The sequence below is a fragment of the Pseudomonas sp. GNP013 genome, from assembly GCF_054343995.1.
In genome coordinates this window covers 3,787,614-3,807,767 of sequence record NZ_JBTGUT010000001.1, presented here as the reverse complement: position 1 = coordinate 3,807,767, position 20,154 = coordinate 3,787,614, and the positions used below count along the sequence as shown (strand labels likewise).

22 protein-coding genes are annotated in these 20,154 nt (G+C 62.1%); 17 read left to right on the top strand and 5 right to left on the bottom strand.

Translation table 11 applies throughout. The features are described 5' to 3' along the window. Positions 1–23: 23 nt before the first annotated feature. The 8 genes from prfB (at position 24) to ACXX81_RS16690 (ending at position 7,234) form a co-directional block, all read left to right on the top strand. A protein-coding gene (gene prfB / locus ACXX81_RS16725) for a peptide chain release factor 2 (RefSeq protein WP_139136795.1) occupies positions 24–1,119 on the top strand; the annotation gives its coding sequence in 2 pieces (ribosomal slippage) (positions 24–95 and positions 97–1,119; 1,095 coding nt in all). 98 nt (positions 1,120–1,217) lie between these two features. Continuing rightward, the gene (gene lysS, locus ACXX81_RS16720; protein ID WP_209989424.1) at positions 1,218–2,720 is read left to right on the top strand and encodes a lysine--tRNA ligase; all 1,503 of its coding nucleotides are present in this window, start codon (positions 1,218–1,220) and stop codon (positions 2,718–2,720) included. Positions 2,721–2,827: 107 nt separating this feature from the next. After that, on the top strand, positions 2,828–3,544 hold the full coding sequence (locus tag ACXX81_RS16715) for a TetR/AcrR family transcriptional regulator (RefSeq protein ID WP_209989427.1): 717 nt from the start codon (positions 2,828–2,830) through the stop codon (positions 3,542–3,544). Positions 3,545–3,672: 128 nt separating this feature from the next. Further along, on the top strand, positions 3,673–4,221 hold the full coding sequence (locus tag ACXX81_RS16710; RefSeq protein ID WP_458572071.1) for a hypothetical protein: 549 nt from the start codon (positions 3,673–3,675) through the stop codon (positions 4,219–4,221). 21 nt (positions 4,222–4,242) lie between these two features. After that, positions 4,243–5,520: a flavohemoglobin expression-modulating QEGLA motif protein gene (locus tag ACXX81_RS16705; protein ID WP_209989431.1), complete on the top strand. Its 1,278-nt coding sequence runs from the start codon at positions 4,243–4,245 to the stop codon at positions 5,518–5,520. A gap of 51 nt (positions 5,521–5,571) precedes the next feature. After that, on the top strand, positions 5,572–6,477 hold the full coding sequence (locus ACXX81_RS16700; protein WP_458572070.1) for an alpha/beta hydrolase: 906 nt from the start codon (positions 5,572–5,574) through the stop codon (positions 6,475–6,477). Next, positions 6,474–6,800, top strand: coding sequence for a PA3694 family proteiin (locus tag ACXX81_RS16695; protein ID WP_209989437.1), 327 nt, complete (start codon positions 6,474–6,476; stop codon positions 6,798–6,800). Before ACXX81_RS16700 ends, ACXX81_RS16695 begins: the two co-directional genes overlap by 4 nt. Before the next feature lie 125 nt (positions 6,801–6,925). Then, positions 6,926–7,234, top strand: a complete 309-nt coding sequence (locus ACXX81_RS16690; RefSeq protein ID WP_209989440.1) for a hypothetical protein — start codon at positions 6,926–6,928, stop codon at positions 7,232–7,234. Positions 7,235–7,282: 48 nt separating this feature from the next. Here ACXX81_RS16690 and lptF read toward each other — a convergent pair whose 3' ends face one another. The 3 genes from lptF to ACXX81_RS16675 form a co-directional block, all read right to left on the bottom strand. Continuing rightward, positions 7,283–8,068 carry a lipotoxin F family OmpA-related lipoprotein LptF gene (lptF, locus tag ACXX81_RS16685; protein WP_209989443.1) on the bottom strand — a complete coding sequence of 262 codons (786 nt, stop codon included), beginning with the start codon at positions 8,066–8,068 and terminating at the stop codon, positions 7,283–7,285. Positions 8,069–8,126: 58 nt separating this feature from the next. Then, on the bottom strand, positions 8,127–8,552 hold the full coding sequence (locus ACXX81_RS16680; protein ID WP_209989446.1) for a DUF4398 domain-containing protein: 426 nt from the start codon (positions 8,550–8,552) through the stop codon (positions 8,127–8,129). Positions 8,553–8,821: 269 nt separating this feature from the next. Then, a complete protein-coding gene (locus ACXX81_RS16675) occupies positions 8,822–9,169 on the bottom strand; it encodes a pilin assembly protein (protein ID WP_209989449.1) in 348 nt (115 codons plus the stop codon). Positions 9,170–9,357: 188 nt separating this feature from the next. Between ACXX81_RS16675 and ppc the strand changes: the two genes are divergently transcribed. From ppc to ACXX81_RS16640, 7 genes are all read left to right on the top strand, one after another. After that, a complete protein-coding gene (gene ppc / locus ACXX81_RS16670; protein WP_458572069.1) occupies positions 9,358–11,985 on the top strand; it encodes a phosphoenolpyruvate carboxylase in 2,628 nt (875 codons plus the stop codon). 280 nt (positions 11,986–12,265) lie between these two features. Further along, positions 12,266–12,913 (top strand): adenylate kinase, encoded by a 648-nt coding sequence (gene adk / locus ACXX81_RS16665; RefSeq protein WP_003231293.1) that lies wholly within the window; start codon positions 12,266–12,268, stop codon positions 12,911–12,913. A gap of 87 nt (positions 12,914–13,000) precedes the next feature. Next, positions 13,001–13,684 carry a tRNA (adenosine(37)-N6)-threonylcarbamoyltransferase complex dimerization subunit type 1 TsaB gene (gene tsaB / locus ACXX81_RS16660; RefSeq protein WP_209989454.1) on the top strand — a complete coding sequence of 228 codons (684 nt, stop codon included), beginning with the start codon at positions 13,001–13,003 and terminating at the stop codon, positions 13,682–13,684. 364 nt (positions 13,685–14,048) lie between these two features. After that, positions 14,049–14,351, top strand: coding sequence for a hypothetical protein (locus ACXX81_RS16655; protein WP_209989456.1), 303 nt, complete (start codon positions 14,049–14,051; stop codon positions 14,349–14,351). After that, on the top strand, positions 14,351–15,211 hold the full coding sequence (locus ACXX81_RS16650) for a DUF72 domain-containing protein (RefSeq protein ID WP_209989459.1): 861 nt from the start codon (positions 14,351–14,353) through the stop codon (positions 15,209–15,211). The genes ACXX81_RS16655 and ACXX81_RS16650 overlap by 1 nt, the downstream gene beginning before the upstream one ends. Before the next feature lie 27 nt (positions 15,212–15,238). Continuing rightward, positions 15,239–16,066, top strand: a complete 828-nt coding sequence (locus ACXX81_RS16645; protein WP_458572068.1) for an isocitrate lyase/PEP mutase family protein — start codon at positions 15,239–15,241, stop codon at positions 16,064–16,066. 27 nt (positions 16,067–16,093) lie between these two features. Next, positions 16,094–16,768, top strand: a complete 675-nt coding sequence (locus tag ACXX81_RS16640; protein WP_458572599.1) for an extensin-like domain-containing protein — start codon at positions 16,094–16,096, stop codon at positions 16,766–16,768. Here the strand turns inward: ACXX81_RS16640 and ACXX81_RS16635 are convergent. After that, the gene (locus ACXX81_RS16635) at positions 16,765–17,385 is read right to left on the bottom strand and encodes an energy transducer TonB (RefSeq protein ID WP_458572067.1); all 621 of its coding nucleotides are present in this window, start codon (positions 17,383–17,385) and stop codon (positions 16,765–16,767) included. The two genes, ACXX81_RS16640 and ACXX81_RS16635, sit on opposite strands and share 4 nt — an antisense overlap. 96 nt (positions 17,386–17,481) lie before the next feature. On the opposite strand from ACXX81_RS16635, the gene ACXX81_RS16630 reads away from it, so the two are divergent. Beyond that, positions 17,482–18,264: a class I SAM-dependent methyltransferase gene (locus tag ACXX81_RS16630; protein ID WP_209989468.1), complete on the top strand. Its 783-nt coding sequence runs from the start codon at positions 17,482–17,484 to the stop codon at positions 18,262–18,264. A 42-nt stretch (positions 18,265–18,306) separates the two neighbouring features. On the opposite strand, the gene ACXX81_RS16625 is transcribed toward ACXX81_RS16630, so the two are convergent. Next, positions 18,307–18,960, bottom strand: a complete 654-nt coding sequence (locus tag ACXX81_RS16625; protein WP_209989471.1) for a TetR/AcrR family transcriptional regulator — start codon at positions 18,958–18,960, stop codon at positions 18,307–18,309. 92 nt (positions 18,961–19,052) lie between these two features. On the opposite strand from ACXX81_RS16625, the gene ACXX81_RS16620 reads away from it, so the two are divergent. Continuing rightward, positions 19,053–20,153 carry an efflux RND transporter periplasmic adaptor subunit gene (locus ACXX81_RS16620; protein ID WP_458572066.1) on the top strand — a complete coding sequence of 367 codons (1,101 nt, stop codon included), beginning with the start codon at positions 19,053–19,055 and terminating at the stop codon, positions 20,151–20,153. Position 20,154 lies beyond the last annotated feature (1 nt).

The window sequence follows — 20,154 nt, the reverse complement described above, 5'->3', positions numbered from 1 at the left end:
TTCGCCAACGAGTGCTGCCCGCCATGGAAATCAACCCGATCCTGAACACCATCAAGGACCTGTCCGAGCGCTCCGAAACTATTCGGGGGTATCTTTGACTACGATCAAAAGCATGAGCGTCTGACCGAAGTCAACCGCGAGCTTGAAGATCCTGCTGTCTGGAACAAACCTGAATACGCCCAGGAACTGGGCCGCGAGCGCTCGGCGCTGGCGCAGATCGTCGACACCCTCGACGAGCTGAACACCGGCCTGGGCGATTGCCGTGACCTGCTGGACATGGCCGTCGAAGAAGACGATGAAGGCGCAGTGGGCGATGTCGTCGCCGAGCTGGCCCGTCTCGAGGAAAACCTCGCCAAGCTTGAATTCCGTCGCATGTTCAGCCATGAAATGGACCCGAACAACGCCTACCTGGACATTCAGGCCGGTTCCGGCGGCACCGAGGCCCAGGACTGGGCCAACATCCTGTTGCGCATGTACCTGCGCTGGGCCGACAAGCGCGGTTTCGACGCGACCATCATGGAGCTGTCCGCCGGGGAAGTCGCCGGTATCAAGGGCGCCACCGTGCACATCAAGGGTGAATACGCCTTTGGCTGGTTGCGTACCGAGATCGGCGTGCACCGCCTGGTGCGCAAGAGCCCGTTCGACTCCGGCAACCGCCGTCATACCTCGTTCTCGGCGGTGTTCGTCTCGCCGGAGATCGATGACAAGGTGGAAATCGAGATCAACCCGGCCGACCTGCGCATCGATACCTACCGCTCCTCCGGTGCCGGTGGTCAGCACGTAAACACCACCGACTCGGCCGTACGGATTACCCACGTACCGACCAACACCGTGGTCAGCTGCCAGAACGAGCGTTCCCAGCACGCCAACAAGGACACCGCCATGAAAATGCTGCGGGCCAGGTTGTACGAGCAGGAAATGCAGAAGCGCAACGCCGCGTCCCAGGCGCTGGAAGACACCAAGTCGGATATCGGCTGGGGTCATCAGATCCGCTCCTATGTGCTCGATGCGTCGCGGATCAAGGATCTGCGTACCAATATCGAACGCAGCGACTGCGACAAGGTGCTCGACGGCGACATCGACGAATACCTGGAAGCCAGCCTGAAATCCGGCCTGTAACACCCTATGTGGGAGCGGGGGGGACGCCTGGTCCTTGCCCCGCGATCCCCAGGCCGCAGGCCTGAGGGCAACGAACCTGTGATGGAATTTTTAAAGACATGAGCGACCAACAACTCGACCCGCAAGCCCTGCAACAGGAAGAGAACTCCCTGATCGCCCTGCGCAAGGAAAAGCTTGCTGCCGAGCGCGCCAAGGGCAATGCCTTCCCCAACGACTTCCGCCGCGACAACTACTGCGATGCCTTGCAGAAGCAGTACGTGGACAAGACCAAGGAAGAGCTGGCAGAGGCTGCGATTCCGGTCAAGGTGGCAGGTCGCATCATGCTCAACCGTGGCTCGTTCATGGTGATCCAGGACATGACCGGGCGTATCCAGGTCTACGTCAACCGCAAGACCCTGCCTGAAGAAACCCTGGCCTCGGTGAAAACCTGGGACATGGGCGACATCATTGCCGCCGAAGGCACCCTGGCCCGTTCCGGCAAGGGCGACCTGTACGTCGAAATGACCAGCGTGCGCCTGCTGACCAAATCCCTGCGCCCGCTGCCGGACAAGCACCACGGCCTCACCGACACCGAGCAGCGCTACCGCCAGCGCTACGTTGACCTGATCGTCAACGAAGACGTGCGCCAGACCTTCCGCGTGCGCTCGCAGGTGATCGCCCACATCCGCAGTTTTCTCGCCAAGCGTGACTTCCTCGAAGTGGAAACGCCGATGCTGCAGACCATCCCCGGGGGCGCCGCAGCCAAGCCGTTCGAGACTCACCACAACGCGCTCGACCTGCCAATGTTCCTGCGTATTGCGCCGGAGCTGTACCTCAAGCGCCTGGTGGTGGGGGGCTTTGAAAAGGTCTTCGAGATCAACCGCAACTTCCGTAACGAAGGCGTCTCGACCCGTCACAACCCTGAATTCACCATGTTGGAGTTCTACCAGGCGTACGCCGACTACGAAGACAACATGGACCTCACCGAGGAGTTGTTCCGCGAGCTGGCGCAGCTTGTTCTCGGGACAACTGACGTGCCGTACGGCGACAAGCTGTTCCACTTTGGCGAGCCGTTCGTGCGGCTGTCGGTGTTCGACTCGATCCTCAAGTACAATCCCGAGCTGACCGCTGACGACCTCAACGATATCGACAAGGCCCGCGCCATCGCCAAGAAAGCCGGCGCCAAGGTGCTGGGTTTCGAAGGCCTGGGCAAGCTGCAGGTGATGATTTTCGAAGAGCTGGTGGAGCACAAGCTGGAGCAGCCGCACTTCATTACCCAGTACCCGTTCGAAGTGTCGCCACTGGCGCGTCGCAACGACGACAACCCGAACGTCACCGACCGTTTCGAGCTGTTCATCGGCGGCCGCGAAATCGCCAACGCCTACTCCGAGCTCAACGACGCAGAAGACCAGGCCGAGCGGTTCATGGCCCAGGTGGCCGACAAGGACGCCGGTGACGACGAAGCCATGCACTACGACGCCGACTTCGTGCGTGCCCTGGAATACGGCATGCCGCCCACTGCCGGTGAAGGTATCGGCATCGACCGTCTGGTGATGCTGTTGACCAACTCGCCGTCGATCCGCGATGTGATTCTGTTCCCGCACATGCGGCCGCAAGCCTGATCGAAGTGAAATCCTGAGCCGCCTTTTATAAGGCGGCTTTTTTATGTGGCGTTTATAAGCGTCAAGCAAACAGCGCCAGGTTTTAATCAAATCCAAGGATGTGTGTGGTGAACCGCGTAATGGCTCAAGAAGGCGCCGCCGGCATTGCTGCTGCCGTGGCTGAAAGTGTCCAGTACCAGGGCCGCAAGGCCAGTCGTCGAGGCAGCGAACAGCGCCGGCAGGAGATTCTCGATGCGGCCATGCGCATCGTGGTGCGTGACGGCGTACGTGCCGTGCGCCATCGCGCCGTGGCGGCGGAGGCTGGTGTGCCGTTGTCAGCCACCACCTACTATTTCAAGGACATCGATGACTTGCTCACCGATACCTTCGCCCAATACGTCGAACGCAGCGCCGCGTTCATGGGCAAGCTGTGGGTGCGCAACGAAGGCCTGCTGCGCGAGATGGTCGCTTACGGCGACGGCAGCCCGGCATCGCGTTCGCAGTTGGCCGATGACATTGCGCGGCTGACGGCGGACTACGTGCAGCGCCAGTTGAGCAATCGGCGCGACTACCTGATGGCCGAGCAGGCGTTTCGCCAGGAAGCGCTGCTGAATCCGCGACTGGCCGAACTGGTGCGCTCCCACCAGCAGATTCTGTTGCAGGGCACCGGGCAGTTTTTCCAGGTATTGGGCTCGCGCGAGCCGCAGCAGGATGCCAAAGTGTTGACGGCGATTATCAGTCGGATGGAATATCAGGGCCTGTTGGGCGGCGCAGAGCCGCTGACCAGTGACGAGATGCTTGAGATCCTCAAGCGTTACATGCATTTGGTGTTGGCCTCGGTGTAGCCATGCCTGTGTGCGATCCGCTTTATGTGGGCGCTGGCTTGCCTGTGATGCAGACTCCCGGGTCGTTCAGGCACACCGCGGTGATGCTATCGCAGGCAAGCCAGCTCCCATCCTTCATGGAGTACGCAATGAAAGCCTGGCGTGTCGCGGTCATCGTCCTGTCGTTCCTGCTGCTCAGCGGTTGCCTGGTGACCTTCAAAAACCCGCTGCCCACACGCGAAGCGGCGCCCAACGAGTTGCTGGGCAAATGGGTCAGCAGAAACGCCTGGGGCGAGCCGCTGAACCTGCAGATTACCCGCGCCGGTGAACAGCGTTACAAAGCCGTGAGCTATCCTTCAGCCAAGCCGGAGCAGCGTGATGAATACCTGTTCAGCGTGTCGCGCCATGGCGGGCGCTGGTACCTGTCGGCGCCGCTGCCGGCCAAGCTGGGCGGGCATTTCATCCTGGCGGGTTTCGAATTCGACGAAAAGCACGAATTAGTGGTCTACAACCTCGACCTTGAGCAGATTCATCAAGCGATGGAACAGAAAACGCTGCAGGGCACTGCCGTGCAAACCGTCGAAGGCGACGGCGTGCTGATCGACAGTCCCATGGAACAGGTCTTCGCCTACCTGGATGACCCGGCCAACGCCGATGTATTCGTGCAAGCCGTACGCTACCGGCGCGCGGGCAAATAACGTTTAAAGAGGAAGCATCGGGTGGACGATTACCAGCAGACGATACGCACCTTGTCCGACCGCATTGTGCTGGCGCAAACACCGATTCGCGTGCTCGATGCCGTGAAGTGGGACGAGAACATTCGCCAGGGATTCCTCAAGGCCAAGGGCAGGGAGATGCCCGCCGTTGATCGCGACTATTACCTGAACCGGCCATTGGCGTTCGATTCCAGCGCGGTCAAGCTTGAGTTCCAGAACATCGAGCGTGACATCACCCGTCGCCTCGGCCAGTTCAGCCCGGTGGGGCAGATCATGCGCCGCATGTGCCGCGAATACCGCATGGTGGTGCGCATGCTGGAAGCGCGCGGCACCGAGGACTTCGGCCTGATCTCCCAGGAACTCTACGGCGCGGCCTCCGACGCCTTCCACGCCGGCGACCCGACCCTGGCCGACCTGGGCCTGATGCTCTCCGACTACCTGAACAATATCGACGGCCGCGGCGACCTCAAGGACGAAGCCAAGACCCTCACCGCCAAGGACGCCGTGGCGCTGCTGCAAACCCGCTTGAATAAAGTGTTTGGCGAGGCCGAAGAGACCATTCGCGTGTTCGAGTCCGATGGCATCGTCGCCGACGCCGCAGCGGGCGCCGACTACATCAAGATCCGCGCCGACGCGATGTTCAACGACCGCGACGTACGTGCCCTGGAAGTGCATGAAGGGCTGGTGCACGTGGGCACTACCCTCAACGGCCAGAACCAGCCGATCTGCACCTTCCTGTCCAAGGGGCCGCCGTCGTCCACCGTGACCCAGGAGGGTCTGGCGATTTTGATGGAGATCATCACGTTCGCCTCCTACCCCAGTCGCCTGCGCAAGCTCACCAACCGCACCCGTGCCATTCATATGGTGGAGGAAGGCGCGGACTTTCTGCAGGTGTTCGAGTTTTTCCGCGAGCAAGGTTTCGAGATTGCCGAAAGCTATGGCAACGCCAGCCGGGTGTTTCGTGGCTCGGTGCCGAACGGGCTGCCGTTCACCAAGGACCTGTCCTACCTCAAGGGCTTCATCATGGTCTACAACTACATCCAGCTTGCCGTGCGCAAAGGCAAGCTGGAGCAGGTGCCGCTGCTGTTCTGCGGCAAGACCACCCTGGAAGACATGCGCACCCTGCGCCAACTGGTCGACGAGGGCCTGGTGGTGCCACCCAAGTACCTGCCCGAGCAGTTTCGCGACATGAACGCGCTGGCGGCGTGGATGTGTTTTTCCAACTTCCTCAACCACCTGAGCCTGGACCGGATCGAAGCGGATTACTCCAATATCCTGTGACCGCACCCTGGAGCAAACCGTAATTTCAGCCAAATCAAGAGGTTTCAACGGATGAGAATCCTCGGCATCCTGTGCCTGCTGCTCACATTAAGCGGCTGTAGTTCCCTGCTGTTCTACCCCGAACCCGGTCTGCCGTTCACGCCGGAGAAAGCCCATCTGCAGTACCGTGATGTCACCCTTACCACCGCCGACGGCGTGAAGCTGCACGCGTGGTGGCTGCCGGCCAAGGCGGGTGTGCCGCTCAAAGGCACGGTGCTGCACCTGCATGGCAATGGCGGCAACCTGGCCTGGCACCTGGGCGGCAGTTGGTGGCTGCCGGAGCAGGGCTATCAGGTGCTGCTGCTGGACTATCGCGGCTACGGGCTGTCGCAGGGCAAGCCCTCGTTGCCGGCGGTCTATCAGGATGTGGATGCCGCCTTCAACTGGCTCGACCGGGCCCCCCAAGCCCAGGGGCAGCCGCTGATCGTCCTCGGTCAGAGCCTTGGCGGTGCGCTCGCGGTGCACTACCTGGCAGAGCATCCACAGCGCCAGTCCCAACTCAAGGCGCTGGTGCTGGATGGCGTGCCTGCCAGTTATCGTGACGTAGGGCAATTCGCCCTGAGCACGTCCTGGTTGACCTGGCCGTTGCAGGTGCCACTGTCGTGGCTGGTGCCGGATGCCGACAGTGCGATCACGGCCATGCCCCGTCTTACCGGCGTGCCCAAACTGTTGTTTCACAGCCTGGACGACCCGATTGTGCCGGTCGCCAACGGCATCCGCCTGTATCAAGCCGCGCCGCCGCCGAGGGTGTTGCAACTGACCCGTGGCGGCCACGTGCAGACCTTTGCCGACAAGACCTGGCAAACCGTAATGCTGCGTTATCTGGATGACCCGCAGCACTTCAATGGCCTGCGCCGCCTGGGGGAAATTCCGAACTACCCCGCTCCCCAAGTCGATTCGTCAGAGACTCCGCAATGAGCGAAGAGCGCAACCTGATCCCGCTGATCCTCACCGGCATCGGCACCCTCATCGGTACGGTCGGCTGCCTGTGGTATTACGGCTACCTGCATTTCGCCAAACCCGAAGACGCGTTGCTGCTCAGCGACTTTACCCTGCTCAAAACCGTACCGGGCGAGGACTATAAGGTGTCACTGACCCCGGCTGCCCAGGTGGCGCAGTGTGTCGAGGGTGTGCTGGTGATGTTTGATACCGAACACAAAGGTTTGAGTGGCGTGCTGGTTAACGACAAAAAGCAGGCTGTTCGCTGCATGGGCCAGGAAACACCCACAGTGCGCGAGTAGCGTGCCCCTCACCTAAATCGCCCGATTCCAGAAATATCTGGAACGGTATTGCGTAAGACGCCACTGAGTGACATGTCAGTGTTGCTGGCAGACAACTTACGTATATCGATTCCGGGAGTGTAAACATGATTGGTGGAATGGGCGGAATTGGCGCAATCGCCAAGATGATGGAAATGGCCCAGGGCGCAGAAAAGCTGGGCCAGGGCGGCCAGCAAGGTGCCCAAGGCGCGCAGGACGGCCAGGCAAAACAGGATCCGATGAAAATGCTCATGGAGATTCTGTCCAAGGCCATGGGGGGCGCGCAGGGCGGTGGCGCTGGGGGCGGTGAAGGCGGCCAGATGGACCAGGAGGCGCTTGATAAAATGATGGCCGGTCGCCAAGGCATGGAGGCGATGATGCCGGAGAGTGACAGCGGTCGTAAGGTCGAAGTCTGATCGAAAAAAACCCACCGAAAGGTGGGTTTTTTTTGCAGCGTCAATCGATCAGTTAGCCATGGAAGAGCGTGGCTTGACCGGCTGGTTGTCGTTGGAGATGGTCACTTCAACGCGACGGTTCATGGCGCGGCCCGAGGCGCTGCCGTTATCGGCAACCGGGTATTCCTTGCCATAACCCTGGGTCACGATGCGCGAGATGTCCACGCCTTGCTGGGCCAGTGCACGCTGTACGGAGGCCGCGCGGCGCTCGGACAGGCTCTGGTTGTACGAATCGGAACCGGTGCTGTCGGTGTAGCCTTCGACGATTACTTTGCGGTCCGGATTATCGCGCAGGAACTGCGCCAGCTTGGTGATGTTGACCAGGCCAGTGGATTTCAGATCGGACTTGTTGGTGGCGAACAGCACGTCACCGAAGGTCACCAGGGTGCCACGGTCGGTTTGCTTGGCGTTCAGGCTGTTCTGCAGCTGTTTGATCTGCGCATCACGCGCGTCCAGCAGAGCACGGGCACGGTCGTCGCCAGCGTTTTTCAGCTTGGCTTCGGACTCACGCAGGGAAATGGTGTCTTTGGCCACTTCAACGCGCTGGTTGGTCAGGTACGCCAGTTGGTCGACTTTCTTCTCGTCTTCCTTGTCGCGGTAGGCCTTGTCAGCCTTGTCCAGCCATTCACTGGCGTCTTTGGTTTCAAGCGCGGCCAGCTTGGTCGCTTGCGGGTTGGTTTGCAGGGCCGTGAAGTTGGTCCGTGCGTTTTCCAGGTTCGCGTTCGGCGGGGTGGAGCAAGCCGCCAGAGCAACGCTCATCGCCAGCAGGGCAGGGATCATCATTTGTTTACGCATAATCGTGTCGTCCTTTCAATTCGATATCAGGTGCGATGCAGTCATCAGTAGCAATGGCTTACTTCTGCTGGATAACGGCCGGGCGCATGCCTTCGCGGCGCAGATCGTCAACCGCCTTCTGGGAATCTTTCACAGCCTGGTCGGCTTTGGCGGCCTGAGCCTTACGCTCGGCAACGCGGGCATCCCACTCGGCTTGCTCAGCCAACTGACGCGCCTTGTCGTAGTTCTTGTCGTGCATGGCGATTTCAGCTTCTTTGAGCTTGTCCTGGGCCGCTTTCATTTCAACGGCCGCGAACTCGGTGCCGCCAGCGCTGACAGCGCTGTTCACCGCGGACTGGGTCACCGCGTACTGCTCGGTCGGAGGGTTGCCGGCGCAGCCCGCCAGAACGAAGCTGGTGCCGATTGCCAGCGCGGCCAACTTCAGCCCGCGCAGATGGTTAAACGAGGATTTGGCAGTGCTGGTCTTCATCGTCTTCAACTCCATTGGATAACTCCTGAAAAATATCAAAATCCGGTTCACTGGTTCAGCGGTAGGGGCCGACGGTGAAAAATCGACGTGCCCTTTAAAACGACCGTTCCAAGTGATGGCTTACTGGTTGTGACCGGAGGCTTTTTTCAAAAGTTCAGCGGAGATGGCGATTTGCCTAAAAAAATATCTGACTGAATGGTCAGCGTTTGAAATTTGGAACTTTGACGGCGCGCAGTGGTACGCCGAGCCTGCTTGAGGCCCGGAATACAGGAGGTTATTCGAGTTCAGGAGTGCTTCGATTGATCGTCGTCGGCGGATAAATCATGCAGAAAGCGACGCGACAATTCGAGAAAGCGTGGCGTGGGGCCGACGTCTTCGTATAACGGATCGCCTTCCTCGTCAGTCGCCACCACGTGTTGGCCCTTGACGTAGGGAAAGCTCGCTTCCAGCTCTTCAAGGGCTGCGCCAATCAGTTCGCCGAGCAATTCTTCGGTTTGGCGCTTGGGGTACATTTCAGCGATGGCCGAGAGCCTTGCCGCAGCCTCCACGTCCAGGTGAATAGCGTACTCGGTCTTGGTCAATCGACCCGTGGCGGTTTCTTCCCAATGCTGGGCCAGATCTCGAATTTTCATGGCAACCTCAATAAAACCTGTGTCTGCAGGCGGTGATGGGCGTCCAGCCGGCGGCGTGAATAAACCCGTCGACTCATGGCTTGAGACTCGCGGCGAGCGCCAAGGTTTAAAGTGTCTTGTCAGAAACCGGCGCGAGCGGCACTCTGGAAAACCTGCGCGTCCCGCAAATTCTGGCTGGAGAGTGGCTGATGAGTGATATCGATGCACGCTTGCGTGAGGATGTTCACCTGCTGGGTGAATTGTTGGGCAATACCATTCGAGAGCAGTACGGCGATGCCTTTCTCGACAAGATCGAGCAGATTCGCAAAGGCGCCAAGGCTGACCGGCGTGGCGCAGGCGATGAGCTGAGCAGCCGGCTGAATCAGCTGCAGGAAGACGAGCTGCTGCCCGTGGCCCGTGCCTTCAACCAGTTCCTTAACCTGGCCAATATCGCCGAGCAGTACCAGTTGATTCACCGACGCGACGAGTCGCAACCCGCGCCGTTCGAGTCCCGCGTGTTGCCTGAGCTGTTGGCGCGCCTGCAGGCCGAAGGCCACAGCGATGAATCCCTGGCCCGCCAACTCGGGCGCCTGGAGATTGAGCTGGTCCTCACCGCTCACCCCACCGAAGTGGCCCGGCGTACCCTGATCCAGAAATACGATGCGATTGCCGCGCAACTGGCGCTGCAGGATCACCGCGACCTCACCACTGCCGAGCGCGAGCAGATCCGCGAGCGCCTGCAACGCCTGATTGCCGAGGCCTGGCACACCGAAGAAATCCGCCGCACCCGGCCCACGCCGGTGGATGAAGCCAAATGGGGCTTTGCGGTGATCGAGCATTCGCTGTGGCACGCCATTCCCAATTACCTGCGCAAGGCCGATCAGGCCCTGCATGCCGCCACCGGCCTGCACCTGCCCCTGGAGGCGGCGCCGATTCGTTTTGCCTCGTGGATGGGCGGCGACCGCGATGGCAACCCCAACGTGACCGCACCGGTCACCCGCGAGGTCCTGCTGCTGGCGCGCTGGATGGCTGCTGATCTGTACCTGCGCGATGTCGATCAATTGGCGGCCGAGCTGTCGATGCAAAAGGCCAGCGCCGCATTGCAGGCCAGGGTCGGCGACAGCGTGGAGCCTTATCGCGCCGTGCTCAAGCAACTGCGCGAGCGCCTGCGCGCCACACGCCAGTGGGCACATTCCGCGCTGAGCAGCAGCAACCCGGCGCCGGCGGAGGTGTTGCAGGACAACCGTGACCTGCTGGAGCCGCTGCAGCTGTGCTACCAGTCGCTGCATGAGTGCGGCATGGGCGTGATCGCTGACGGTCCGCTGCTCGATTGCCTGCGCCGCGCGGTGACGTTCGGCCTGTTCCTGGTGCGGCTGGATGTGCGCCAGGATTCCACGCGCCACTGCGCGGCCATGAGCGAGATCACCGATTACCTTGGCCTGGGTCGCTATGAAGAGTGGGACGAAGACGCGCGCATCCGCTTTCTGATGCAGGAACTGGCCAACCGTCGACCGCTGCTGCCGGCTTATTTCAAGCCTTCGGCCGATACCGCCGAGGTGCTCAACACCTGTAAGGAAATTGCCGCCGCACCTGAGGCGTCGCTGGGTTCGTATGTCATCTCCATGGCGGGCGCGGCGTCGGATGTGCTGGCCGTGCAATTGCTGCTTAAAGAGTCGGGCGTGCAACGGCCGATGCGCGTGGTGCCGCTGTTCGAAACCCTGGCCGACCTGGATAACGCAGGGCCTGTGATCGAGCAACTGCTGCTCTTGCCGGGCTATCGCGCGCGCCTGCATGGCCCGCAGGAAGTGATGATCGGCTATTCGGATTCGGCCAAGGACGCCGGCACCACCGCCGCCGCGTGGGCGCAATACCGGGCGCAGGAGCGTCTGGTGGATATCTGCCGCGAGCAACAGGTGGAACTGCTGTTGTTCCACGGCCGCGGCGGCACCGTGGGGCGTGGCGGTGGCCCGGCTCACGCGGCGATCCTGTCGCAGCCACCCGGCTCGGTGGCGGGGCGTTTCCGTACCACCGAACAGGGCGAGATGATCCGTTTCAAGTTCGGCCTGCCGGATATCGCCGAGCAGAACCTCAACCTGTATCTGGCCGCCGTGCTGGAGGCGACACTGTTGCCGCCGCCGCCGCCCGAACCGGCCTGGCGCCATCTGATGGATGAATTGGCGGCCGACGGCGTCAGCGCCTACCGCGCGGTGGTGCGGGAAAATCCGCAGTTCGTCGAGTACTTCCGCCAGTCCACCCCGGAGCAGGAACTCGGCCGCTTGCCCCTCGGCAGCCGCCCGGCCAAGCGCCGTGCCGGCGGCATCGAGAGCCTGCGTGCGATTCCGTGGATTTTCGGCTGGACCCAGACGCGCCTGATGCTGCCCGCCTGGCTGGGCTGGGAAGCGGCGTTGAGCAAGGCGTTGGCGCGCGGTGAGGGCGATCTGCTGGGGCAGATGCGCGAGCAATGGCCGTTCTTCCGCACCCGCATCGATATGCTGGAGATGGTGCTGGCCAAGGCCGACGCCGATATCGCCCGTTTGTACGACGAGCGCCTGGTGCAACCGGACCTGTTACCCCTGGGCGAGCATTTACGCGACCTATTGTCGCAGGCGTGCGAGGTGGTACTGGGCCTGACGGGGCAGTCGCAACTGCTGGCCCATAGCCCGGACACCCTTGAGTTCATCCGCCTGCGCAATACCTACCTGGACCCCTTGCACCTGTTGCAGGCCGAGCTGCTGGCCCGTTCCCGCGCGCAGGAAGCGGCACAGGACAGCCCTCTGGAACAGGCGCTGCTGGTGTCCGTGGCCGGTATTGCCGCCGGTTTGCGCAACACCGGCTAAGGTTTTTTGCGTGTTCTCAACGGCTTGCAGTTGAACAAGCGCGACCGCCCAAAACAGGGCGGTCGTTGTTCAGGCGCTCGGGTCGCACTCAGGCACACCCAGCCGGCGGCGCACGCACAGCGTGATTGACTGCGACTTTCGGCGGCTTGTGTGGTTAAGGCCCGCTGTGTATCTTGATCAGCCTTTGGCCGTTTGGTCGGCCTCGAACCCTATTTTTACGAGATTGGCCCCACGTGGCGAATCCGAGCGTCATCTCTATAAAAAATTGAGGAGCACATCGATGCGCGTCATTCTGCTGGGAGCTCCCGGGGCCGGTAAAGGTACTCAGGCAAAGTTCATCACTGAAAAATTCGGCATTCCACAAATCTCCACCGGCGACATGCTGCGCGCGGCCGTCAAGGCCGGTACCGAACTGGGCCTGATCGCCAAGAGCGTGATGGACAGCGGCGGGCTGGTCTCCGATGACCTGATCATCAACCTGGTCAAGGAACGCATCAGCCAGGACGATTGCAAGAATGGTTTCCTGTTCGACGGTTTTCCTCGCACCATTCCCCAGGCTGAAGCCCTGGTGAAGGCCGGCGTCGAGCTGGATGCCGTGGTTGAAATCGCGGTTGAAGATGAAGAAATCGTCCAGCGTATCGCCGGTCGTCGCGTTCACGAAGGCTCGGGCCGCGTTTACCACATCGTCTACAACCCACCAAAAGTGGCAGGCAAGGACGATATCACCGGTGAAGACCTGGTGCAGCGCAAGGACGACACTGAAGAAACCGTGCGCCATCGTCTGTCGGTCTACCATTCCCAGACCAAGCCGCTGGTGGACTTCTATCAGAAACTGTCCGCTGCACACGGCAAACCGAAATACAGCCATATTCCTGGCGTCGGTTCCGTGGAAGCGATTACCGCCAAGGTGCTGCAGGCACTGAGCTGATCGCTCCTCGATTGTCTACAACGGCCCGCTTGCGGGCCGTTGTTGTTTATACTGGCGCACTTTTTTCCGACCTGGATACCCACACCGATGAGCACCCTGCTGGCCCTGGACACCGCGACCGAAGCTTGCTCCGTTGCCTTGCTGCACGATGGCAAGGTAACCAGCCACTACGAGGTGATCCCGCGCCTGCACGCGCAAAAGCTGCTGCCGATGATCAAGCAACTGCTTGAAGACGCCGGCATCGCCTTGTCTGCCGTCGATGCCATCGCCTTCGGCCGCGGCCCTGGCGCGTTTACCGGCGTACGTATCGCCATCGGCGTGGTGCAGGGCCTCGCATTTGCGCTGGAGCGCCCGGTGTTGCCGGTGTCCAACCTCGCCGTGCTGGCCCAGCGGGCGCTGCGAGAGCACGGTGCGACGCAGGTAGCGGCAGCGATTGATGCGCGCATGGACGAAGTGTATTGGGGCTGCTACCGCGAGACGGCGGGTGAAATGCGCCTGGTGGGTGTTGAGGCCGTGCAGTCGCCCGAGTCCTCGCGGTTGCCTGATGATGCCAGCGGTGACTGGTTCGGTGCAGGCACCGGTTGGGGGTACGGCGAGCGCATCAATGTGCCGCTTGTGGGCCAGGACGCCACGCTGTTGCCCCATGCCGAAGACCTGTTGACCCTGGCGCGCTTCGCGTTCGAGCGTGGCGAGGCGATCCCGGCCGATCAGGCCGCCCCGGTTTATTTGCGCGATAAAGTCGCCCAGACCAAGGCCGAGCGGGGTCTCTGATCAAACGATCAGACCCCTGTGGCGAGCGGGCTTGCCCCGCGTTGGGGTGCGAAGCGCCCCCAATCGAGCAAAACGCGGTGTACCTGATACGGCTCAGCGCCTGGCTTTGGGGCTGCTGCGCAGCCAACGCAGGACAAGCCTGCTCGCCACAGGGAATCTGCGCTTAACTGAACGGCATTAGGGCAAGCCTGCTCGCCACAGGGCACGGTTGAAGAGGGCGTGGACTCCAAATTCTGCGCCAATCGTCAGAATCTGCCCCTGCTTTGAAACATTTTTCAAAATATGTGTTCTAGTTATCACCAGAGCATTTGCGCGCCACGGAAAGCGCCATTAAAGTGCCATCATTGATAGCGAGCTCGCATCCATGCGTATAGACGGCTTTTCCTCACAGTCCTACCCCATCAAGCGCAAGCCGCGTAAGGCGAACGTTCGGGTGGACGATGCCGTCGAGGATTCGCCCGACTTCATCGAAGTCCACGCCGAAGCACCCGCCCATGCCCAAAGTGGCGCAGGTGCGCGTATCAGCGGCCTGCCGGCCCGTCAGCAAGACATGGTCTTCCCCCGCTCCATGAGCAAAAGCGTCGCCACTGCGCTGGCCAGCTACCTGACCACCGCCGGTTTTGTCGAATGGGATATGGAAGTGCTGGGTCTCGACGTCCATATCTGATGCGTCTGCCTTACTACATCGGTTGCCCCTCCTGGAGTGAAAACGCCTGGCGCGAGTACCTGTATCCGGTCGATGCGCGCTCCAGCGATTACCTGGCGCTGTATTCACAGGTCTTCAACGCCGTTGAAGGCAACACCACCTTTTATGCTCGACCCTCGGCCGCCACGGTGCAGCGCTGGGCCGAGATCATGCCGGATGATTTTCGCTTCACGGCCAAGTTCCCCGGTGACATCAGCCACAGCGCCGACCTGCGCGAACAGCTGCCGGCGGCGGAAAGTTTCGTCGGCCTGATGAGCCCGCTCGGCGAGCGTGTGTCGCCGCTGTGGCTGCAATTACCCGCAACGTTTTCGCCGCAACGCCTGGGCGAGCTGGCCGGATTTATCGACGGATTGGAACGCCCGCTGGCGGTCGAGGTGCGTCATCAGGAGTTTTTCGCCAAGGGCGACGCCGAGCGCAGCCTCAACCGCCTGTTGCGCGACCGTGGCGTGGAGCGCATCTGCCTCGATCCGCGCGCGCTGTTCAGTTGCACCGCCACAACGCCTGCGGTGCTGCATGCCCAATCGAAAAAGCCCAAGGTGCCAACGCGCCCGGCAGCGCTGACGCAATGGCCACAGGTGCGCTTTATCGGCCATCCGGAGCTGGAGGCCAACGACCCGTTCCTGACGCCCTGGGTGGAAAAAGTCGCCGTCTGGATTGAAGAAGGCCGCACGCCGTACGTGTTCCTGCACACCTCCGACAACCGTCTCGCGGCGCAGCTGGCGTTGCGGTTTCACGCCAGACTGATGGCGCGTCTGCCGGGCCTGCCGGCGTTGCCGACCTTGCATCGCGAGCCCGCAGCGGAGCAACTGGGGTTACTCTAGGGCTCCCTTTCCCGCCAGGAGTCAGTCATGGATGCCCAAACCCTTCGCGCCGAAACCTTCCAGGCCCTGCACACCCGTGATCGCGCATTCGTGATGCCCAACCCGTGGGACGCGGGCTCCGCCATCATGCTTGCCCATCTCGGCTTTGAAGCCCTGGCCACCACCAGCGCCGGTTATGCCTTCAGCCTGGGTCGCCCGGATGCCGAAGGGGCGTTGTCGTTGGAGGACACGCTGGTCAACGCCGGCATGATTGCCAAGGCCACGGCGTTGCCGGTGGCAGCCGATCTGGAAAACGGCTTCAGCGACACCCCTGAAGGTTGCGCCCGGACCATCCTGCGGGCCGCGGCTGTGGGTATTGTCGGCGGCTCCATCGAAGATGCCACGGGCATTGCAGCCGACCCGATCTACGCCTTTGACCTGTCGATCGAGCGTGTGGAGGCCGCTGTGGCTGCGGCACGCAGCCTGCCGTTCCCGTTCATGCTGACGGCCCGCGCGGAGAACCTCCTGCACGGTCGCCTGGATTTGCCTGACACCCTGCGCCGGCTGCAGGCCTATTCCGAGGCCGGTGCCGACGTGCTCTACGCACCGGGCCTGCGCAGTGCCGAAGAGGTGCTGGCGGTGGTCAAGGCCGTCGCCCCCAAGCCGGTGAATGTGTTGATGTCCGGTGGCCTCAAACTCAGCGTGGCGCAGTTGAGCGACATGGGCGTCAAGCGCATCAGCGTGGGGTCGGCCATGGCGCTGGCGGCGTATGGCGAGTTTTATCGGGCGGCGCAGGAGGTGTGTGGGTTGGGCACTTTTTCCTTTACCGAACGCTCGATGTCCTACAGCCAGGCCAGCCAATTCTTCAAGGAATAAGCGGTGCGCGGCCTAAACGTCACCGCCATGCTGCTGTTGCTCGCGGGCGCCCTCGCACTGGGTGCCTGGCGCGGCTGGCTGCCCTTGCCGAATCAATGGAATCCCTGGGCGCCGCTGGATGTGCGCGACACGCCCAACCTGTTGACGCGCTTCAAGCTGGGGCGTCTACAGGATGACCCCGCCCTGTGCGACCAGGTGCTGCAGACCTCGGGCTTGCGCGTCAGCCATCAGGCGGATTCGCCGGCCGATATTGCGTGCCCGTTGCGCAATGTATTGCGCGTGCAGGGCGCGCAGGTGACCTTGAGCAGCAGCTTTCTCGCCAGTTGCCCGCTGGCGGTGGCGTTTGCCCTGTTCGAACGCCACAGCCTGCAACCGGCCGCCCAGGCCGTGTTTGGCCAGGCGGTGACGCGTGTCGATCACCTGGGCAGCTTCGCCTGCCGTAATGTCTATAACCGCGCCGACGGGCGACTCAGCCAGCATGCGTCGGCCAATGCAGTGGATATCGCAGGCTTTCGCCTGGCGGACGGGCGCCGCATCAGTGTGCTCAAGGATTGGCCGGGGGAGGGCGACAGTGCGCGATTCCTGCGCCATGTGCGCGACAGCGCCTGTGATGATTTCAACGTGGTGTTGAGTCCGGACTACAACGCGGCACACCGCAATCATTTCCACCTGGACATGGGACGTGGGTGGGTGTGTCGTTAGGCGGCCAGGCGCAAGTTGTGCGCCACCAGCGGGCGTGCCCAGTAGGCGTCGAAGTCCAGCGCCTTTTGCTGCGCCACCAGCGCTTCGGCTGGGTACGGCTCGGCAGGCGCAGGCAGCAGGTCCAGTTCGAATTCGGCAATCGGCAGGTGCAGCGCGCGCGGTTGCGGCGCTGGGCCTGGCGCGGGTGGCTGCTGGCCGGCGGTCAGCACCAGAGGGCGCACCCAGCCGCTTTCGAAGTTCTGCTGACGCTGTTGAGCGACGAGTTCTTCTTCAGGGAACGGCGTCGCGGCCGGTGGCAGCAGGTCGGTCTCGAATTCGGCAATCGGTAAGAACAGCGGTTCAGGCGGGGCGATCGGGGTGTCGGTGACGTTGCATTCGCGCTGGGTGAGAATCTGCGACAGCACGTCGGCACCGGCGCTGGGCTCAACCGCCGGGTCCGCCACGGCTGGAGCCTGAGCCGACTGCGCATCCGCCGTCCCGCCCAACTGTTCGGCCAGCGCGCGGGCGAAGAAGTCCTGCCACACATGACTCACCCCGGCCAGCGCTTGAGTATTGCGCAGTCCGTAGTGGTTGTGGGTCGGCAGTACACCGATGGTTAGGGGGAGAATGTCTGACATTTTTCTCGGTCGACGCTCAGCTCTGGCAAAATACCTGACTGTTGGTTTTATCGGCCGTTATTGGCCGATCCTTAATATTTTTGAGCGTAGCGATTGATGAGCGAACAACCAGCGGCCAGCCGCATTCGTGTCGAAGCCTTGGCCGACGGATTTCAGGCGCGCGCCGAGCAGTGGGCGGCGCTGCTCGGCTTGCCGGTGCAGCTCGAAGCGGCGGATTTTTCCCTGCAAGTGGGTGAGCACGGCCTGCAACTGCAACAGCTGGGGCCTGACGCGCCGGGGCCGGTGCGTGTTGACTTTGTTGAAGGCGGCGCTGCCCATCGGCGGCTATACGGCGGCGGCAGCGGGCAGATGATCGCCAAGGCGGTGGGGATTGCGCAAGGCGTACGGCCACGGGTACTCGATGCCACCGCAGGCCTGGGCAAGGACGCTTTCGTGCTGGCAAGCCTGGGTTGCGAGATGCGCCTGATCGAGCGCCAGCCGCTGATCGGCGCCTTGCTCGAAGACGGCCTCGCACGCGGCGCGGATGATTTTGAAGTCGCGCCGATTGTCGCGCGCATGCAGTTGCTCAAGGGCAACGCCATCGACCTGATGCTCAACTGGCAGGGCGAACCGCCCCAGGTCATCTACCTCGACCCGATGTTCCCGCACCGTGAGAAAACGGCACTGGTGAAGAAGGAAATGCGCCTGTTCCGGCCTCTGGTGGGCGATGACCCGGACGCCCCGGCCTTGCTTGCGGCCGCCCTGGCCCTGGCCAGCCACCGCGTGGTGGTCAAACGCCCGCGCAAGGCACCCTGCATTGACGGGCCCAAGCCCAGTCATGCGCTGGATGGCAAGTCCAGCCGGTATGACATCTATCCTAAAAAAGCGATTAGGCCTTAAGAGCAGCTGCAAGCACGGTTGCTTTTAACTTGCAGCTAACAGCTAACCACTTACAGCTGCCCCTCTCCCATAAGCCCGCATGAACAACCCCACCACATCCTGCACATGGGCTTCGGCGGCGTGCTCGCTCAGCTGCCCGCCGCAGCCATACAGCAGGCGAAAGTTCGCCGTGCCCTTGAGCAGGCAGAAGAAGTGTTCGGCCGCCGTAAACGGTTTGTCGATGCTCAATGCGCCGCTCTGGTCGATCTTGCCCAGCAGGCGCTCCATGCCTTGCAACATGCGCATCGGGCCCGCCTCGAAGAAGATCTGCGAGAGTTTCACGTCCTGATTGCCCGTGGTCATCATCAGGCGATGCAGGTTCACTGACTCTTCACTGTTGATCAACCGATGAAAGCCCCGCGCGATGTTCAGCAGCACCGTCTCCACGGGGATGCCGGCGGGCAGCTCGAAGTACATCACCGGCAGTTGTTCCTCGCAGGTGGCGACCACGGCGGCGGTGAACAAGGTTTCCTTGTCGGTGAAGTGGCTGTACACGGTGAGTTTCGACACGCCGGCCTCAAGGGCCACGGCGTCCATGCTGGTGCTGGCGTAGCCATTGCTCAAAAACAGCACCTTCGCTGCTTCGAGGATTGCCTGGCGTTTTGCCATGTCCTTGGGACGCCCAGGGCTATTGGTGTTGGCGCGATTGTAGGACATTTTACCTTTAATACTGGACTGGTGAGTTTGGTATTAATAACATACCGGCCAGTATAATTATTCCGCGCTCCATTTGCGAAAGGTCCTTCAGCATGCGCAGCACTCTCCTGCCCCTTGCGTTGCCTGTCAGTCTGGTCTTCCTGCTGGCCGCCTGCGGCCACGAAGAAGCGGTCCAAACCAGCGTCCGCCCGGCCATGGTGGTGCAACCGCAGCCTTCGGCACAGGCGATGGACAGCTACACCGGTGAGGTGCGTGCCCGCTATGAACCGGACCTGGCCTTTCGCATCGGCGGCAAGGTCAGCCAGCGCCTGGTGGAGGAGGGCGAGCGGGTCAGGGCCAACCAGCCTCTGGCCGAGCTTGATCCGCAGGATGTACGCCTGCAGCTGGACGCCGCGCGCGCCCAGGTGGCCGCCGCCGAGGCCAACCTGAACCTGGTGCGCGCCGAGCGGGATCGCTACAAAACGCTGATGGACCGGCAGATGGTCAGTCGCTCGCAGTACGACAACGCCGAAAACCTCTACCGGGCAGGTGAAGCACGGCTCAGACAGATCAAGGCTGAGTTCACCGTGGCCGGCAACCAGGCCGGTTACGCCGTGCTGCGCGCGCCGCAGGATGGCGTGGTGGCCCGGCGCGCGGTGGAAGTCGGCCAGGTGGTGTCCGCCGGGCAGACCGTGTTCACCCTGGCCACCGATGGCGAGCGGGAAGTGGCAATCAGCCTGCCGGAGCAGGGCTTTGCCCGTTTCAAAATCGGTCAGCCAGTGTCGGTGGAGCTGTGGAACCAGCCGGACCAGCGCTTTACCGGGCATATTCGCGAGCTGTCGCCGGCGGCCGATCCCAAATCACGCACCTTTGCCGCACGCGTTGCGTTCACTGGCGGCAAGGTCCCCGCCGTGCTGGGCCAGAGCGCGCGCGTATTCATACAGGCCGATGGCATTATTGCGCTGTCGGTGCCGCTGTCTGCCCTCAGTGCGGAGAATGGGGCGTCCTACGTGTGGCGTGTGCGCCCGGACAGTACCCTGGAACGCACGCCGGTGCGTATCGGTGCCTTCGGTGAACACAGCGTACCGGTGCTGGAAGGTTTGCACTCCACGGATTGGGTGATTGCCGCCGGCGTGCATGTGCTCCACGAAGGCCAGCAGGTGCGCCCGGTGGATCGTGCCAACCGTGTGGTGAATCTGGCGGCCAAGGAGTAGT

Excerpts from the sequence above, each read along its gene's own strand:
- ACXX81_RS16690 (WP_209989440.1), top strand. The coding sequence starts at position 6,926 with ATGATTGGTGGAATGGGCGGAATTGGCGCAATCGCCAAGATGATGGAA.
- ACXX81_RS16650 (WP_209989459.1), top strand. The coding sequence starts at position 14,351 with ATGCGTCTGCCTTACTACATCGGTTGCCCCTCCTGGAGTGAAAACGCC.
- adk (WP_003231293.1), top strand. The coding sequence starts at position 12,266 with ATGCGCGTCATTCTGCTGGGAGCTCCCGGGGCCGGTAAAGGTACTCAG.
- ACXX81_RS16625 (WP_209989471.1), bottom strand. The coding sequence starts at position 18,960 with ATGTCCTACAATCGCGCCAACACCAATAGCCCTGGGCGTCCCAAGGAC.
- ACXX81_RS16675 (WP_209989449.1), bottom strand. The coding sequence starts at position 9,169 with ATGAAAATTCGAGATCTGGCCCAGCATTGGGAAGAAACCGCCACGGGT.
- ACXX81_RS16635 (WP_458572067.1), bottom strand. The coding sequence starts at position 17,385 with ATGTCAGACATTCTCCCCCTAACCATCGGTGTACTGCCGACCCACAAC.
- ppc (WP_458572069.1), top strand. The coding sequence starts at position 9,358 with ATGAGTGATATCGATGCACGCTTGCGTGAGGATGTTCACCTGCTGGGT.
- ACXX81_RS16630 (WP_209989468.1), top strand. The coding sequence starts at position 17,482 with ATGAGCGAACAACCAGCGGCCAGCCGCATTCGTGTCGAAGCCTTGGCC.
- tsaB (WP_209989454.1), top strand. The coding sequence starts at position 13,001 with ATGAGCACCCTGCTGGCCCTGGACACCGCGACCGAAGCTTGCTCCGTT.
- lptF (WP_209989443.1), bottom strand. The coding sequence starts at position 8,068 with ATGCGTAAACAAATGATGATCCCTGCCCTGCTGGCGATGAGCGTTGCT.
- ACXX81_RS16655 (WP_209989456.1), top strand. The coding sequence starts at position 14,049 with ATGCGTATAGACGGCTTTTCCTCACAGTCCTACCCCATCAAGCGCAAG.
- ACXX81_RS16620 (WP_458572066.1), top strand. The coding sequence starts at position 19,053 with ATGCGCAGCACTCTCCTGCCCCTTGCGTTGCCTGTCAGTCTGGTCTTC.
- ACXX81_RS16700 (WP_458572070.1), top strand. The coding sequence starts at position 5,572 with ATGAGAATCCTCGGCATCCTGTGCCTGCTGCTCACATTAAGCGGCTGT.
- ACXX81_RS16680 (WP_209989446.1), bottom strand. The coding sequence starts at position 8,552 with ATGGAGTTGAAGACGATGAAGACCAGCACTGCCAAATCCTCGTTTAAC.
- ACXX81_RS16710 (WP_458572071.1), top strand. The coding sequence starts at position 3,673 with ATGAAAGCCTGGCGTGTCGCGGTCATCGTCCTGTCGTTCCTGCTGCTC.
- ACXX81_RS16645 (WP_458572068.1), top strand. The coding sequence starts at position 15,239 with ATGGATGCCCAAACCCTTCGCGCCGAAACCTTCCAGGCCCTGCACACC.
- lysS (WP_209989424.1), top strand. The coding sequence starts at position 1,218 with ATGAGCGACCAACAACTCGACCCGCAAGCCCTGCAACAGGAAGAGAAC.
- ACXX81_RS16695 (WP_209989437.1), top strand. The coding sequence starts at position 6,474 with ATGAGCGAAGAGCGCAACCTGATCCCGCTGATCCTCACCGGCATCGGC.
- ACXX81_RS16640 (WP_458572599.1), top strand. The coding sequence starts at position 16,094 with ATGCTGCTGTTGCTCGCGGGCGCCCTCGCACTGGGTGCCTGGCGCGGC.